Source organism: Pseudomonas sp. CFSAN084952 (assembly GCF_009648855.1).
GTDB classification, from domain to species: Bacteria; Pseudomonadota; Gammaproteobacteria; order Pseudomonadales; family Pseudomonadaceae; genus Aquipseudomonas; species Aquipseudomonas paracarnis.
The window spans coordinates 5,480,684-5,495,417 of record NZ_CP045767.1 but is presented as its reverse complement, the minus strand read 5'-3'; the positions used below and the strand labels follow the sequence as shown (position 1 = coordinate 5,495,417).

Annotated in this window: 14 protein-coding genes; 5 read left to right on the top strand and 9 right to left on the bottom strand. The window is 60.3% G+C overall.

Translation table 11 applies throughout. The features are described 5' to 3' along the window. Window positions 1–182 precede the first annotated feature (182 nt). Window positions 183–830: a hypothetical protein gene (locus GH769_RS25100; RefSeq protein WP_032903950.1), complete on the top strand. Its 648-nt coding sequence runs from the start codon at window positions 183–185 to the stop codon at window positions 828–830. Between the two features lie 67 nt (window positions 831–897). Here GH769_RS25100 and GH769_RS25095 read toward each other — a convergent pair whose 3' ends face one another. The 6 genes from GH769_RS25095 to GH769_RS25070 form a co-directional block, all read right to left on the bottom strand. Further along, the gene (locus GH769_RS25095; protein WP_014716321.1) at window positions 898–2,439 is read right to left on the bottom strand and encodes a SulP family inorganic anion transporter; all 1,542 of its coding nucleotides are present in this window, start codon (window positions 2,437–2,439) and stop codon (window positions 898–900) included. A gap of 85 nt (window positions 2,440–2,524) precedes the next feature. Then, the gene (locus GH769_RS25090) at window positions 2,525–3,256 is read right to left on the bottom strand and encodes a carbonic anhydrase (protein ID WP_003187331.1); all 732 of its coding nucleotides are present in this window, start codon (window positions 3,254–3,256) and stop codon (window positions 2,525–2,527) included. A gap of 228 nt (window positions 3,257–3,484) precedes the next feature. After that, window positions 3,485–4,543, bottom strand: coding sequence for a PA0069 family radical SAM protein (locus GH769_RS25085; RefSeq protein WP_153649900.1), 1,059 nt, complete (start codon window positions 4,541–4,543; stop codon window positions 3,485–3,487). 82 nt (window positions 4,544–4,625) lie between these two features. Continuing rightward, window positions 4,626–5,924 carry a cytochrome c gene (locus GH769_RS25080; protein ID WP_108538276.1) on the bottom strand — a complete coding sequence of 433 codons (1,299 nt, stop codon included), beginning with the start codon at window positions 5,922–5,924 and terminating at the stop codon, window positions 4,626–4,628. Window positions 5,925–5,936: 12 nt separating this feature from the next. Beyond that, complete coding sequence (locus tag GH769_RS25075; protein WP_014716318.1) at window positions 5,937–7,721, bottom strand: GMC family oxidoreductase; 1,785 nt, start codon at window positions 7,719–7,721, stop codon at window positions 5,937–5,939. A 2-nt stretch (window positions 7,722–7,723) separates the two neighbouring features. Next, the gene (locus GH769_RS25070) at window positions 7,724–8,476 is read right to left on the bottom strand and encodes a gluconate 2-dehydrogenase subunit 3 family protein (RefSeq protein WP_032901553.1); all 753 of its coding nucleotides are present in this window, start codon (window positions 8,474–8,476) and stop codon (window positions 7,724–7,726) included. Between the two features lie 275 nt (window positions 8,477–8,751). On the opposite strand from GH769_RS25070, the gene GH769_RS25065 reads away from it, so the two are divergent. Continuing rightward, entirely contained in the window at window positions 8,752–9,402 is a 651-nt protein-coding gene (locus GH769_RS25065) for a dual specificity protein phosphatase family protein (RefSeq protein ID WP_032901552.1), read from the top strand. 35 nt (window positions 9,403–9,437) lie between these two features. Here GH769_RS25065 and GH769_RS25060 read toward each other — a convergent pair whose 3' ends face one another. After that, window positions 9,438–9,713, bottom strand: a complete 276-nt coding sequence (locus GH769_RS25060) for a YheV family putative zinc ribbon protein (RefSeq protein ID WP_014716315.1) — start codon at window positions 9,711–9,713, stop codon at window positions 9,438–9,440. Then, window positions 9,710–11,761: an oligopeptidase A gene (prlC, locus tag GH769_RS25055; RefSeq protein ID WP_032901551.1), complete on the bottom strand. Its 2,052-nt coding sequence runs from the start codon at window positions 11,759–11,761 to the stop codon at window positions 9,710–9,712. Before prlC ends, GH769_RS25060 begins: the two co-directional genes overlap by 4 nt. Before the next feature lie 101 nt (window positions 11,762–11,862). Here prlC and GH769_RS25050 point away from each other — a divergent pair, with 101 nt between their 5' ends. Both GH769_RS25050 and GH769_RS25045 read left to right on the top strand, forming a co-directional pair. Beyond that, complete coding sequence (locus GH769_RS25050; protein WP_003187318.1) at window positions 11,863–12,405, top strand: gamma carbonic anhydrase family protein; 543 nt, start codon at window positions 11,863–11,865, stop codon at window positions 12,403–12,405. Next, entirely contained in the window at window positions 12,402–13,061 is a 660-nt protein-coding gene (locus tag GH769_RS25045; protein WP_020301417.1) for an HAD family hydrolase, read from the top strand. The genes GH769_RS25050 and GH769_RS25045 overlap by 4 nt, the downstream gene beginning before the upstream one ends. A 95-nt stretch (window positions 13,062–13,156) precedes the next feature. On the opposite strand, the gene GH769_RS25040 is transcribed toward GH769_RS25045, so the two are convergent. Then, entirely contained in the window at window positions 13,157–14,200 is a 1,044-nt protein-coding gene (locus GH769_RS25040) for an aminopeptidase (protein ID WP_014716311.1), read from the bottom strand. Window positions 14,201–14,310: 110 nt separating this feature from the next. Here GH769_RS25040 and GH769_RS25035 point away from each other — a divergent pair, with 110 nt between their 5' ends. After that, a complete protein-coding gene (locus GH769_RS25035) occupies window positions 14,311–14,733 on the top strand; it encodes a hypothetical protein (RefSeq protein WP_032901550.1) in 423 nt (140 codons plus the stop codon). The last annotated feature ends 1 nt before the right edge of the window (window position 14,734 follow it).

The following is a 14,734-nucleotide window of genomic DNA, read 5'->3' as shown; positions in this document are numbered from 1 at the left end:
AGAAACAGACAGACGGAGCCCGTAAAATAGGCAGCGGAATCGTTTATCCGACGAACGATGGCATTTCGATATAACCCCTGCCTATAACCATGAAATAATTATGACAAATGCGTCTTAGGCGCTCGTATAAACGAACTACCTTATCTTCTCCCTTTTCCTACGCCTGCTTCACTGGAGCCCTCATGAACACCGCCGCATTGCGCGAGCAGATTTCCCGTGCCCATCAACACGAAGCCAGCACCGGCCAGCTCGTCAGCCAGCTGAAAAAACAAGTGCCGCACCTGCATTCGTCCATCGCCCTGGCTGACGGTGATCGCAACATGGTCATGACCCGTTTTGTGACCGCTTACATCGACCTGGTTCCTGATTTGCTCGACGCCGCCAATGACGTGGCCCGTGAGGCCGGGATTGAAAGCCAGATCAAACCGGTACTGAAAATCGCTGAACATTTCTTCCTGCAGCCGCCAGCGATTCTGGCCGGACACGACGGCCTTGAAGGCCTGCTGGATGAGGCCTACCTGGCGCATCGCCTGGTCGAAGAAGTGAACGATCTGTATATCAAGCATTTTGGCCAGCCGTTGATTCCAGCGGATACCACCGTGGCCAACGTGATCGCCCATCAACTGATCGGTGAAGACTTCGCCAACCAATTGGATGAAGCCGTGCACCTGGCGGTGGATGAGATGCTTAACGAGGAAAGCTTTGCGCTGGAGTCGGTCGAGGCCTATCGCGAACAGCTCAAGAGCCCGCAGACCGAAGCGTCCTGGAAGCGCTGGCCATGCCTGTCGCGCCAGCTTGGGGTTGAGCTGTCGCTGGATCAGCCTGCGTAGACTTCAGATCCGATAGGGATCCAATGTGGGAGCCGGGCAAGCCCGGCTCCCACAGTTTTTTGAGGGGTCAGGCAGGCGCTGAGCCGATCCCCACTGTCGTTCGCACCCGACCTTCCAGCCGACGCTTCAACCCACGCGCCTCGATCACCAACGTCGAGCCCTTGGCCGCATTGGCCCGGCCCCATTCTTCCAGCAACTCCAGGCAAGAGTGGTCGATGTAACTCAAGTTGCTCAACGGCACATGCAGGGTGGTCCCCGCAGGCACCGCCGACAACACCTGAGTCAACGCCGGCACCTTCAGAAAGGTCGCCGCCCCCGTCAAACGCAGCTCCATCTCACCTTCCTGGGGCAGGTCGATCAGGCTGACTTTCAGGCGCGAGGCCTTGAAGGCCAACTTGAGCAATGTGAGCCCGAAACCCACCAGCACGCCGGTCAGCAAATCGGTAAAGATGATTGCCAGCGCGGTGGCCGCATAGGTGAACATCGGCATCCGCCCATAGCGCCCCAGCGCCTTGAACGCCTTGACGTCTACCAGCTTGATCCCGGTGTATACCAGCACACCCGCCAGGCTCGCGACCGGAATGCTCTGCAGCACGCTCGACAGCAAAAGCACGAAACCCAGCAACCACAGGCCATGGAACATCGCCGACAGACGCGTGGTAGCACCAGCCTGGACGTTAGCCGAGCTGCGTACGATCACGCCGGTCATTGGCAATGCACCCACCAGGCCGCAGAGCATGTTGCCCACGCCTTGGGCCGACAATTCCTTGTCGAAATCGGAACGTTGACCACTGTGCATACGGTCCACCGCTGCGGCAGACAGCAGGGTTTCGGCACTGGCAATAAACGCCACGGCGAATGCCGCGATCAAAAGCTGTGGATCTGCCAGGTTCAGCAGGTCGCTGGGGCGCAGCCAGTCGATAGCGTCCGCCAGGTTTTCCGGGACTTCCACGCGCTTGACCTGCAACGCCAGCACCAGGCTGGCGACGGTCGCCAGGCCCACGCCAAGCAACGCGCCAGGCACAAACCGCAGTTGTTGCGGGCGGAATTTGTCCCACAGGTACATCACCAACATCGTCGACAGGCCGAGTACGCCAGCCTGCCAGCCGAGACCGCCGCCGAAGGTAGGAATCGCTTCAGCCAGCGCTGCCGGGAAGCCAGCCAGGTTATCCAGCCCTGACGGCTTGGGCGCGCCGTCGAGCATCACATGGATCTGCGACAGCACGATCAACACGCCAATGCCGGCCAACATGCCGTAGACCACCGCCGGCGCGGTGACGCGAAACCAGCAGCCCAGGCGCAAACGCCCGGCCACCAATTGGAGGAAGCCGGCCAGCAACAGGATCGGCCCCAGCATCAGCATGCCGTGCTGGCGCACCAGTTCGAACACCAGTACCGCCAGACCCGCCGCCGGGCCGCTGACTTGCAGCGGCGAGCCGGCCAACCAGCCCACCACCAAGCCGCCGATGATGCCAGTGATCAGGCCTTTGGCCGGCGGCATGCCGGACGCAATCGCGATGCCCATGCACAGTGGCAAGGCGACCAGAAAAACAACCACCGAGGCGAGCAGCTCCCGTGGCAATACAGCTTTCAATTGAGCAGCACGCATGATGACTCTCCCGAGGCATTCGCCGGGCGCGGTAAAGCCTGGCTGCATCCATGGCAGCCACCGCATTACCCGGCAGGGAAGTGTTTTAGAAGCGCGCTTTAGGCGTCGCTGAAGGGATCGGCTCGGTGCCGTTCAGCGGTCGGAACGCCGCTTTGTCCGCATCGTAGGCCCGGATTTCGCTGGTCTCGATGTTGTAGATCCAACCATGGATAAACAAATGACCATTGGCCATGCGCGAAGCCACGGAAGGGTGGGTGCGCAAATGTTGCAGTTGGGCGATAACGTTTTCTTCGGTCAGCACCGCCATGCTCTCGCCTTCGTTGGCGCAGTCGCAGTTGTCATGGACCATTGTCTTGGCGACCTCGGCGTGACGCAACCAGGCCTTGACCGTTGGCATCTTCTCCAGGCTGTCGGGGTTGAGCACCGCACGCATGGCGCCGCAGTCCGAATGCCCGCACACTATGATGTGCTGTACGCCAAGGGCGAGCACCGCGTACTCGATAGCGGTGGAAACACCACCGTTCATCTGGCCGTAAGGCGGCACCACGTTACCGACGTTACGGGTCACGAACAGGTCGCCTGGGGAGCTTTGGGTGATCAGCTCGGGCACGATGCGCGAGTCGGCGCAGGTGATGAACATCGCCCGTGGGCTCTGGGCGGTGGCGAGTTTCTTGAAGAGTTCTTCCTGCTGGGGGAAGACGTCGTGATGGAAATGCAAAAAGCCGTCAACGATATGCTGCAGCGCTGCATCGGCGGATTCCGCCACCTGAGGGGCTGAAGCCGACGCAGCCAACGGCTGTTTATCCTTGTCACTCATGATTCATCCTCTTGATCAATGCAGGGGAGGGTTCAGGTCAGTTCGACGCCATGGCGGTGAAATAGTTGTAAAACAAGCACCGGCCAGGCCGCCGACTCATCAGTCACTCGCTGAACAAGGTAACCGTCGAAACTTAACTCAAACTGAATGAACCGCTCTAGAACGCGGGTTTCAGTGATGTCAAAACGCGACTATTCCTACAGCAAAGGTGCACGTCTCTCCATCAGTCTACAACAAAGCCATCTGCCTGCCCGGTGGGCAAAACACCGTGCAATCGAGGTTGAACCCTTCCCGCCGATTCAGCCCCAGGCGCTTGATTGACTTGCTGAAACGCTGCGCCAGCAAATCGGCAAACGGCCCCTCACCACGCATGCGCACGCCAAACCGGCTGTCATACACCTCACCCCCGCGCACCTGGCGCACCAGGCTCATCACATGGGCCGCACGCTGGGGGTAATGGGCCGCCAACCACTCCTCGAATAACGGCGCCACCTCCAACGGCAGGCGCAGCATCATATACGCCGCGCTTTGTGCGCCGGCCGCGTGAGCTTCGGTAAGCAGGCTCTCCAGCTCGCTGTCGTTGATCATCGGGATCATTGGCGAGCACAGCACGCCCACCGGGATACCCGCGTCGCGCATTACCCGAATCGCCCGCAGCCGTGCCTTGGGCGCTGCGGTGCGCGGTTCCAGGATGCGCTTGAGCTCATCGTCCAGGCTGGTGAGGCTGATCATCACCGCCACCAGGCGCTGGCGGGCCAACTCGGTCAGCAGGTCGAGGTCGCGCAGGATCAGCGAGCCCTTGGTGATGATCGTCACTGGGTGGCGGTAGCGCAGCAGGACTTGAAGGGTTTGCCGGGTGATCCGGTATTCGCGCTCAATTGGCTGGTACGGATCGGTATTGGAGCCCAGGTTGATCGGCGCACACACGTAGCCCGGCTTCGACAACTGCTGTTCCAGCACATCGGCCGCGTTGCTCTTGGCAATCAATCTGGTTTCAAAGTCCAGCCCGGGCGACATGTCCCAATAGGCGTGGCTTGGCCGTGCATAGCAGTAGATGCAACCATGTTCACAACCGCGATACGGATTGATGGACCGATCAAACGGCAAGTCCGGGGAGGTGTTGCGGGTGATGATGGTCTTGGCCGTTTCGATACGCACTTCGGTGCCTTGGGTCGGCGGCACTTCCTGGTACCAACCGTCATCCTCGGCCACGCTGACGGTGGGTGCAAAGCGATTGTGCAGGTTGGTGGCCGTACCCCGGCCACGGGGCGGCAGCGCAGTAGACATGAAAACGCCTCGATACTGTTTTTATATACAGTATCGAGGCGCGAAGCTTCTGACCAGTGCCGTTGGGCGGCCAGCGAACTTATCAGTGCTTTTGCGTCACCTGCCCCAGGTCATCGCCCGAGGTGGTGTGCAGATCGTTTTTGCGCAGATCCGCCACATCGCTCGCCTTGACCGGTGCGCCCTGGTTGCCCCAACTGCCACGGATAAAACTGACCACATCCGCCACTTCCTGGTCCGACAGACGCCAGGCAAACGCCGGCATGGTGAAGGTTGACGGCGCCGCATGGGTGGCCGGCAAGGTGCCGCCGTTCAACACAATGTTGATCAACGACGTGGCATCTGCCGTCTGCAACACCGGGTTGCCCGCCAGCGCCGGGAATACCCGCGTATAGCCATGGCCGTCGGTACGGTGGCAGGCCGCGCAGTTGTCGATGTACACCGACGCACCCGGTTTGCTGTCATCCCCCTTCCACAGCGCTTGCGCTACCTGCTTGTCGTACTGGTGCGGCTGATCCTTGGGATCGACCGCCGGCAGGCTCTTGAGGTAACGGGCGATGGCGGTCAGGTCATCTTCCGACATGTACTGCATGCTGTGCACGACCACATCACTCATGCCGCCGAATACCGCGCTGCGGTCGCTGCGACCTGTCTTGAGGAACTGCACCAACTGCTCCTCGCTCCAGCTGCCGAGGCCGTCCTTGTGGTCGCCGCGCAGGCTTTTGGCAATCCAGCCTTCCAATGGCGCACTGCCAGAGAGGAAGGCGCTGCCGTCCGTGGCACTCAGGGCTTTTTCCTGCATGGTCAGGGCACGCGGCGTATGGCAGGCGCCGCAATGTCCGAGACCTTCCACCAGGTAGGCACCGCGATCGATCACCGGGTCGGCAGCGGCTTGCGGCTGATGCGCCTCGACTGCCGGGGCAAACACCCAGCGCCAGGCCGCCAACGGCCAACGCATGCTCAGGGGCCAGGGTATATCGCTTTCCTTGTTTTCCTGGGCGACCGGTTCGACCCCCTTCATGAAGTACGCATACAACGCTTGCATATCGCTGTCGCTGACGCGCGCGTAAGACGGGTAGGGCATCGCCGGGTAAAGCGTACTACCGTTCTTGGCGACGCCATGGCGCACGGCCTTGTCGAAATCCTCGAAGCTGTAGTCGCCCAGGCCGGTCTTGTCCGGGGTGATGTTGGTGGAATAGATCACGCCAATCGGTGTTTCCATCGGCAGGCCGCCAGCGAAGGGCTTGCCACCCTTGGCGGTATGGCAGGCAACACAGTCGCCGGCCCGCGCCAGGTATTCACCCTGTTTGATCAGATCGGTTTCGGCAGCGCTGATCGAGCAGCTGCTGAACAGCGCCAGGGAGGCAATAACGAATGCTTTCATGGTCATCGCTCCTTATGCCTGAACCAGTGGGCCGGGGTTTTTGAGGTACTGCTCGCGAATCGCGCGAGCCGACCAATAGGTCAACGCTGCCACCAGGCCGGTAGGGTTGTAGCCCAAGCCTTGTGGGAAAGCGGAAGCACCAGGGACAAAGACGTTGTGTACATCCCAGCTCTGCAAGTAGCGGTTCAACGCACTGGTTTTCGGGTCGGTGCCCATGATCGCGCCACCGTTGAGGTGGGTGGTCTGGTAGGAGGCGGTATTGAAATGCTCACCGACCTTTTTACCCAGCACGGCGATGGCCTTGGGGTTCATGGCCTGGGCCACTTTGCCCATTTTTTCCATCATGAAGCGGTTCATCTTGATGTCGTTTTCTTGCCAGTCGAAGGTCATGCGCAGCAGCGGCAGGCCGTAGGCATCGCGGTAAACCGGGTCCAGATCCAGGTAGTTGCTGCGGTAGGACTGATGGGCACCGTGGGAATCCATTGAGACTTGATGGGTGTAGTAATCGGCGGTGGCGCGCTTCCAGGCACTGCCCCACGCCGGGGTGCCCGGCGGGTTGGACGTACCGGCAATCGGCCGGCTGCCCGCCTGGTTGACCCACATCGGCGACCCCCCCACAAAGCCATGGGGGCCATGGTCAAAGTTGTCGGCGTTGAAGTCGTCGATGGCCACGCCATTGCCGCCCGCGCCGATAAAGTTGTTGGTGTGGGTGTCCTTGTCGAAGAACGCCTTGATGGTGCCCATGTTCTGGTAGGCGAAGTTGCGGCCTACCACACCCTCGTTGGTAATCGGGTCATAGGGCTTGCCGATGCCCGACAGCAGCATCAGGCGCACGTTATGGAACTGGAATGCGCCAAGAATCACCAGGTCGGCCGGTTGTTCACATTCGCGACCCTGGGCGTCGATGTAGGTCACGCCGGTGGCTTTCTTCTTGGTGCTGTCGAGGTTGACCTTGAGCACGTGGGAATTGGGCCGCAGCTCGAAGTTGGGCACCTGGCGCAAGGCCGGCAGGATGTTCACGTTCGGCGAGGCTTTGGAATACATGTAGCACACGTAGCCACTGCAAAAACCGCAGAAGTTGCACGGGCCCATCTGCGCACCGTAGGGGTTGGTGTACGGCCCCGACGTGTTGGCCGAAGGCAGGTTGTAAGGTTTGTAACCTACGTCGGTCGCCGCTTTCTGAAACAGCTGGGCGGAGACGGTATTTTTCTGCGCCGCAAGCGGGAACGGGTTGGAGCGATCCGGCGCGTAGGGGTTGCCGCCACGGCCCTCGCCGACCAGTTGGCCCTTGACCGTCCAGGCTTGCCCGGAGGTGCCAAAGACTTTTTCCGCATAATCGAAAAACGGCTCCAGCTCTTCATAGCTGACGCCGAAGTCCTGGATGGTCATGTCCTTGGGAATGAAGTTCTTCCCGTAGCGCTCTTCGTAATGGCTGCGCATGCGCAGCTCAATCGGGTCGACGCGAAAATGCACGCCCGACCAGTGCAGCCCCGCACCACCAACACCGTTACCCGGCAGGAATGCGCCCAACTGGCGATTGGGCAGGGCAACGTCATTCACGCTGTGGCGAATGGTCACCGTTTCTTTGGAGATGTCCTGGAACAGCTTCTTACGCACGCTGTAGGTCAATTCGTCGATGACCTGGGGATAGTTGCCGTCTGGGTAAGTGTCCTGCATCGGGCCGCGCTCCAGCGCTACCACGTTGAGGCCCGCTTCCGTCAGCTCCTTGGCCATGATCGCGCCCGTCCAGCCGAAGCCCACAATCACTGCATCCACTTTCTTCATGATGGTCGCCACGTTTATGCCCTCTCACCGCGAATGGAAACAGCCGGGAAGGGGTATTGCTCGTTGCGTTCCACCCAATCCATGAAGTCGGCGCGGGCGCCGGGGAAGCCGATCATGGTCCAGCCGACCATGCCTTTATTACCGCCGTGGATAGGGTCGCAGAAGAAGCCTTCCTTGGTGTTTTGCAGCAAAAGGTTGAAGAACATCTTGGGCGGCACCGCGTCGAAGTGCGCCGCCACTTCGCTACCGCCAGCCTCCAGACGCCTGAGCATATCGTCTCGGGTAGCGCTGTCTTGCGCAGCAAAAGCTTTACCGTTGAACGCTTTCGACCAGGCATCCGTCGCAGCAATACCCAGGCGATAGATCTCCTTGGGCACCAATTTGCTCTGCCAGCCCATCTCCGGCGCCGCATCGGCGTTGAACGGGCCTTGCATGAACCACAGGGCGCCACTGGCGTAAGGGGTGTTCATCTGGCGGTCGATGTATTCCGGCGCGCCAGCCTCCAAGGCACCGGGTCCCTGGGCGTCAGCGGGAATCAAGCGCTCGACGGCGGCGTTGATAAACGCCCATTCCTCGGCCGTGAAATAGCTCGGCTCATAGGCTTTATCGCTCGCCGCAGGTTTGGCCGGCTCGGCCTGGGCCGGTTCCGCAGTGGCCATCAACATCGAACCGCCAAGGCCAGTGCTGGCGACCGTGACCACCGGGATCAAGGTCAAGGATTTGCGTAAAAAGTCACGCCGGGGGTTGTCTTGATCTTGATCAGACATAGGTACACCTCATCATGTGGTCACGGGTTTATCCGCCGCTTCTGGGAGCAGCGTGAAGGCTTTGCGGCTAATTGGATCCAAGCAGATACAGCACAATGGCAAACATTAGTTACAAATGATAGCAGGCTAAGAATTCAGAGGCGTCAATTCGGCGACAAAAACACCGGATCAGATAGCAAGTATCACGATTCTTTGACGCGAACCTCACGCCTTATTGACCCGCCGTGAGTGAGTCTGTGGCCCATCAACCACTTCCTCGCTCGGTCACAACGTTCATGTTCAACACACGCATACTGCTCGCTCTCGGCCTGGCGCTCATGAGCCTGCTCAACACCGTACAAGCCGATGAGGCTGCGTCGATCCGCTCGCCGGAATGGGCCCAGCCGGTGGGTAACCAATACAACCTGCATCAAATGACACCCACGCTCTATCGCAGTGCATTGCCGGACGAGCGTGCGCTGCCGCTGTTGCAAACGCTCAAGATCGCTACGGTCATCAACTTCCTGCCGGAACCTGATGCGCAGTGGCTCCAGTCATCTGATATCAAACAGGTGCAGTTGAGTTATCGCACCAACCACGTCGACGATGCCGACGTGCTGGCGGCGATCAGGGCGATTCAGGCAGCAGAGGCCGATGGCCCGGTGTTGATGCATTGCAAGCACGGCGCCGACCGCACCGGCCTGATGGCAGCGATGTATCGGGTGGTGGTTCAAGGGTGGAGCAAGGAGGACGCGCTGAACGAAATGACCTTGGGCGGCTTTGGCAGCAGCAATGGTTTCAAGGACGGCGTTCGCTACATGATAAAAGCTGATGTCGACAAGTTGCGTACAGCTTTGGCGAATGGGGATTGCAGCACCAGCGCCTTTGCGTTGTGCTCAATGAAAGACTGGATCACCACAACGGGCCAGCAAGAGAAAAAATTGTAGGAGCGAGCTTGCTCGCTCCTACAGTGAGTGCGGTTTTAGTCTTTTTTCAGCTTCGGGTTCGGGAAGAACTGCACTGCCTGCACTTTAGGATCCGCCGGCGCTTTCAACGCGGTGGTATTGACCCTAGTGCCCAATTCCTTGGGCACCGACAGGCCTTGATCATTCAGCGTATCGGTATACCCGCAGGCCACGCATTCGCGGTGCGGCACGCTGTTTTCGGTCCACATCTTCAACTTGTCCGGCTCGCTGCACGCCGGGCAGACCGCCCCGGCGATAAATTGCTTTTTGGTGATCACAGGCCCTTCACTCATGCTGCTGCGTCCTCACTCAGGCCGCTGTGGCGCAAGAGTGCGTCAATCGACGGCGCGCGTCCGCGGAAGTCGACGAACAGCACCATCGGCGCCTGGGAACCGCCACGCGCCAGGATGGCTTCACGGAAGGCACGCCCGGTCTGGGCGTTGAGCACGCCGTCTTCCTCAAACTTGGAGAACGCATCCGCCGACAGCACTTCGGCCCACTTGTAGCTGTAGTAGCCCGCCGCATAACCGCCGGCGAAGATGTGAGCGAAGCTGTTGGGGAAGCGGTTGTAGGCCGGTGGGCGCATGACCGAGACTTCATCGCGCACGCCTTCAAGCACCTGGGCCACACTGCGACCATCGCCATGGGTGGCGTGCAGTTCAAAGTCGAACAGTGAGAACTCCAGCTGACGCACCATCATCAGGCCGGACTGGAAATTTTTCGCCGCGAGCATTTTCTCCAGCAAGTCCTGGGGCAGGGGCTCGCCGGTTTCGTAGTGGCCGGAGATCAGCGCCAGGCCTTCAGGCTCCCAGCACCAGTTCTCCATGAATTGGCTCGGCAGTTCCACCGCGTCCCACGCCACACCGTTGATACCGGATACCCCGGCATGTTCCACGCGGGTGAGCAGGTGATGCAGGCCATGGCCGAATTCGTGGAACAGGGTGGTGACTTCATCGTGGGTCAGCAGGGCAGGCTTGCCGCTGTCGGCCGGAGTGAAGTTGCACACCAGGTTGGCGACGGGGCTTTGCAGCACGCCATCAACGGTACGGCGGCGGTCACGGGCGCCATCCATCCAGGCACCGCCACGCTTGTTGGCGCGGGCGTACAGGTCGAAGAAGAAACGTCCGACGTGCTCGCCGTTCTCCTTGATCTCGAACAAGCGCACATCCGGGTGCCAGGTGTCGAAGCCTTTAAGCTCGGCGATCTCGATGCCGTACAGGCGCTGCACAATGGCAAACAGGCCGCCCAGCACTTTGTCGATGGGGAAGTAGGCGCGTAGCGCTTCCTGGGACACGCTGTAGCGCTGCTCACGCAGTTTTTCGCCGTAGAAACCGCTGTCCCAGCTTTGCAGATCGGCGCAGCCTTGCTCGGCGGCATAGGCCTTGAGTTGCTGCAGGTCCTGGGCGGCAAACGGCTTGCTGCGCTTGGCCAGGTCACGCAGGAAGCTGAGCACCTGGTCGCTGGACTCGGCCATCTTGGTGGCCAGGCTCAGCTCGGAGAACGACGCATAACCCAGCAATTGGGCCAGTTCCTGACGCAGGTCGAGGATCTGTTCCATCACCGGGCCGTTATCGTTCTGACCGGCATTCGGGCCTTGGTCCGAGGCACGGGTGCAGTAGGCGGCGTACACCTCTTCACGCAGGGCACGGTCCTGGGCGTAGGTCATGACGGCGTAGTAGCTGGGGAATTCCAAGGTGATCAGCCAGCCGTCGAGGCCCTTGGCCTGAGCGGCGGCGGCCATTTGCGCCTTGGCCGAATCGGTCAGGCCGGCGAGGGTGGCTTCATCGGTGATGTGTTTGGTCCAGGCCTGGGTGGCGTCCAGCAACTGGTTGGAGAATTTGCTGCCCAGCTCGGATAGCTTGCTCTGTACCTCGGCGTAGCGTTTTTGCTGCTCCGGCGGCAAGTCGATACCCGACAGGCGGAAGTCACGCAGGGAGTGCTCCAGAATGGTTTTTTGTGCCACATCGAAACCGGCAGCTTCCGGGCTGTTGGCCAGGGCTTCGAAGGCCTGGAACAGCTCACGGTTCTGGCCCATTTCGGTGGAGTAAGCGCTCAAGGCCGGCAGGCACGCCTCGTAGGCTTCGCGCAGTTCGGCGCTGTTGCACACGGCATTGAGATGGCTGACCGGGCTCCAGGCCGCGCCGAGGCGATCATTGAGTTCATCCATGGCCAGGACCAGGCCGGCCCACGTCGGATTTTTACCCTGGCTTTGCAGGATCTCTGCGATTGCCACGCGGTTGTCGGCGAGGATCTGTTCGATGGCCGGCTGGACGTGCTCGGCACGGATCGCCGAGAACGGCGGCAGGTCGTAGGACTGCAAAAGAGGGTTGTTCGCGCTCACGGTGGGCACCTTGGCTGAAGAAACATGTAGAACAAAGATGGGGCCATCTTAATTACAATCAACACCCACCGCAGCTATCAGCACAACAGAGAGAGGCTATCGTGACCCTTCGCACCTATCAGAACCACACGCCAACCCTCGGCGCCGGGGCGTTTGTCGATATTTCGGCGGTGGTGATCGGCGATGTCGAAATCGGCACTGACAGCTCGGTTTGGCCGCTGACCGTGATTCGCGGCGACATGCACCGCATCCGCATCGGTGCGCGCACCAGCGTGCAAGACGGCTGTGTGCTGCACATTACCCATGCCGGGCCGTTCAATCCGCAGGGTTACCCGTTGCTGATCGGCGACGATGTGACCATCGCCCATAAGGTCATGCTGCATGGCTGCACCGTAGGTAGCCGCGTCCTGATCGGCATGGGCAGCATCGTGATGGATGGCGCCGTGGTTGAAGACGACGTGATCATCGGTGCCGGCAGCCTGGTGCCGCCAGGCAAGAAACTCGACAGCGGTTTTTTGTATGTGGGCAGCCCGGTTAAGCAGGTTCGCGCATTGACTGACAAAGAGCGCGCCTTTTTCACCTACAGCGCGGCGAACTACGTGAAGCTCAAAGACCTGCACCTGGCCGAAGGATTCGATCAATGACCCTGCATCACCCCACCGTCCTGTTCGACCTGGACGGCACCCTCACCGACCCGCGCGAGGGCATTACCCGTTCGATCCAGTACGCCCTGGCCAAACTGGGCATTGATGAGCCCGACCTGACCAAGCTCGAACACTTCATCGGCCCGCCCTTGTTGCAGGCGTTCATGCAGTTTTACGCCTTCGACGAGGCCAAGGCATGGGAGGCGGTGAATTTCTACCGCGAGCGCTTCAAGATTACCGGACTGTATGAAAACCGCGTGTTCGACGGGGTCATGCCGTTGTTGGAAGAGTTGAACAGCCAAGGGCGCCAGCTGTACATCGCCACCTCCAAACCGTGGGAATTTGCCCGCGAGATTGCGCGGCATTTCGACTTTGCCAAGCACTTCAAGGTGATCTACGGCAGCGAACTGGACGGTACGCGCACCAACAAGGTCGAATTGATCGCGCATTTGATGCGTGAGGAAAGGCTGGACCCAGCCACCACCCTGATGATCGGTGATCGCAAGCATGACCTGATCGGGGCACGCAGTAATGGTCTGGATTCGGTCGCCGTGGGGTATGGGTTTGGTAGTTTTGAAGAGCTGAATGCCGAGGCGCCAACCTGGCATTTCGAGACGTTGGACCAGATGCATCAGGCGTTTTTGCAGCGTCCTTGAGACCGCTTTCGCAGGCAAGCCAGCGCCCACAGTTGACCGCATTCTCATGTTGAAAATCGGTCAATTGTGGGAGCTGGCTTGCCTGCGATAAGGCCCTAACGGCCAACCCTCTCCAACTGCCTCAACGCCGCCTTACGCTGCTCCACCGGCAGCTCACCCAACTTCTCCACCGCCGCATAAAACCTCACCCAATCCCCGCCTTCCCGCGCAAACAACGCCGCAAACGCCGGCACCCATTGGTCATACAACCCAAACGGCAAAAGCCGCGCGTTATTCATCGGCTGGTTGATCCAGGCGTCATAACGCTTGTCACCACCCCATTGGCTATCGCGCAGGTGCCGGTATTCGCTACGCAACTGCTCGAATTGCGCCGCTTTGGCCCGGCGCATGGCGTCCGCCGCCAACGGCTGCGCGTACAACGCCTCCAGACGTTTGCGGGTATCGAGAATCAGCCGGATAAATTGATCGCGTTGCTTCAACGCCGCATCGCCGACAGGCGCCAGGCCCCGCGCCGCACGCCATTGTCGGGTGCCTTCCTGCTCGACAAAACTGGCATAGGACTCGTTGAACTCGGTGTCATCTTTCACGTAGAAGCGCTGGTGGGCCAGCTCATGGAAGATCAGCGTGGCGAGGCGCTCATCGCCCCAGCTCATCATCGAACTCATGATCGGGTCGTTGAACCAGCCCAGGGTGGAATAGGCCTCCACGCCACCAATCGACACATCCATGCCCTGCTGCCGCAACAGCGCCGCCTCGCCCCGCGCAGCGCCTTGGTTGTAGTAGCCGCGATAGGCGACGCAACCGGCGATGGGAAAGCAATGGTTCTGTGGTGACAGAGAAAATTCCTGCGTGGCAAAGACATTCCAGACCACATAGGGCCGGCCGATATCGGCATACAGCCGATAACTTTGGTTGTCAGGCAGATGCAGTTGTTCACTGGCAAAGGTTCGGGCTCTCTGCGATTGAGCCAGATGCTCGCGCAGCACTGGCGGGCGAGCAGGGTCGGCGATGACCTCGGCAACCGGCTCCCGGGCCCGCAACAGCTGCCACTGGCCACTCGCCAACTGGCTGTAATAACTGACACTGGAGCAGCCGCTGAGCAGCACAACCATCAGCCCTGGAAGAAAACGCCTGATCATGCCCTGACTGCTCCTGGATGATGGGTTCGCCAGACTATCGCGCTTGCAGGGGATTTTTCCACGGCATGGCGTGTTTATACTCAAGCCTCTCTTCGTGTTGAGTACCTGCCATGCGCCAGCTTGTGCTTCCCCTCGCCGCTGTGTTCCTCAGCGCTTGCGCCTATACCCCCATCCCCCCTGTGGACCCGCAGCAGGCCTGGGTGGATTTCACCACGCCGACACCGGGTTCCAAGTTGGTGATGGCTCAGCGCCTGGACGGGAAAAACCTCGACGACGGGCGCTTTTTTCAAATGCCTCCCGGCCCTCACGAGCTGATGGTGCGCTTTGACTTTGAAGTGCCCGCCGGCGGCGGCCTGGGTGGCCTCAGCCAGATGATGTATCGCACCTGCTTCATGACGCTGCAGTACGACCGCTTTCAGGCCGGCCAGCACTATGTGCTGGAAGGGCGATCACTGGCGTTCACGCCCAACATCCGGCTGTACGACTCAACCCGCCAGCTATTGGCCGAAGAGCGCAGCGTGAACTGCATCTGAA

Bases quoted from the DNA above. Each gene is read 5' to 3' on its own strand.
- GH769_RS25100 (WP_032903950.1), top strand. From the start codon at position 183: ATGAACACCGCCGCATTGCGCGAGCAGATTTCCCGTGCCCATCAACAC.
- GH769_RS25095 (WP_014716321.1), bottom strand. From the start codon at position 2,439: ATGCGTGCTGCTCAATTGAAAGCTGTATTGCCACGGGAGCTGCTCGCC.
- GH769_RS25090 (WP_003187331.1), bottom strand. From the start codon at position 3,256: ATGAGTGACAAGGATAAACAGCCGTTGGCTGCGTCGGCTTCAGCCCCT.
- GH769_RS25085 (WP_153649900.1), bottom strand. From the start codon at position 4,543: ATGTCTACTGCGCTGCCGCCCCGTGGCCGGGGTACGGCCACCAACCTG.
- GH769_RS25080 (WP_108538276.1), bottom strand. From the start codon at position 5,924: ATGAAAGCATTCGTTATTGCCTCCCTGGCGCTGTTCAGCAGCTGCTCG.
- GH769_RS25070 (WP_032901553.1), bottom strand. From the start codon at position 8,476: ATGTCTGATCAAGATCAAGACAACCCCCGGCGTGACTTTTTACGCAAA.
- GH769_RS25065 (WP_032901552.1), top strand. From the start codon at position 8,752: ATGTTCAACACACGCATACTGCTCGCTCTCGGCCTGGCGCTCATGAGC.
- GH769_RS25060 (WP_014716315.1), bottom strand. From the start codon at position 9,713: ATGAGTGAAGGGCCTGTGATCACCAAAAAGCAATTTATCGCCGGGGCG.
- GH769_RS25045 (WP_020301417.1), top strand. From the start codon at position 12,402: ATGACCCTGCATCACCCCACCGTCCTGTTCGACCTGGACGGCACCCTC.
- GH769_RS25040 (WP_014716311.1), bottom strand. From the start codon at position 14,200: ATGATCAGGCGTTTTCTTCCAGGGCTGATGGTTGTGCTGCTCAGCGGC.
- GH769_RS25035 (WP_032901550.1), top strand. From the start codon at position 14,311: ATGCGCCAGCTTGTGCTTCCCCTCGCCGCTGTGTTCCTCAGCGCTTGC.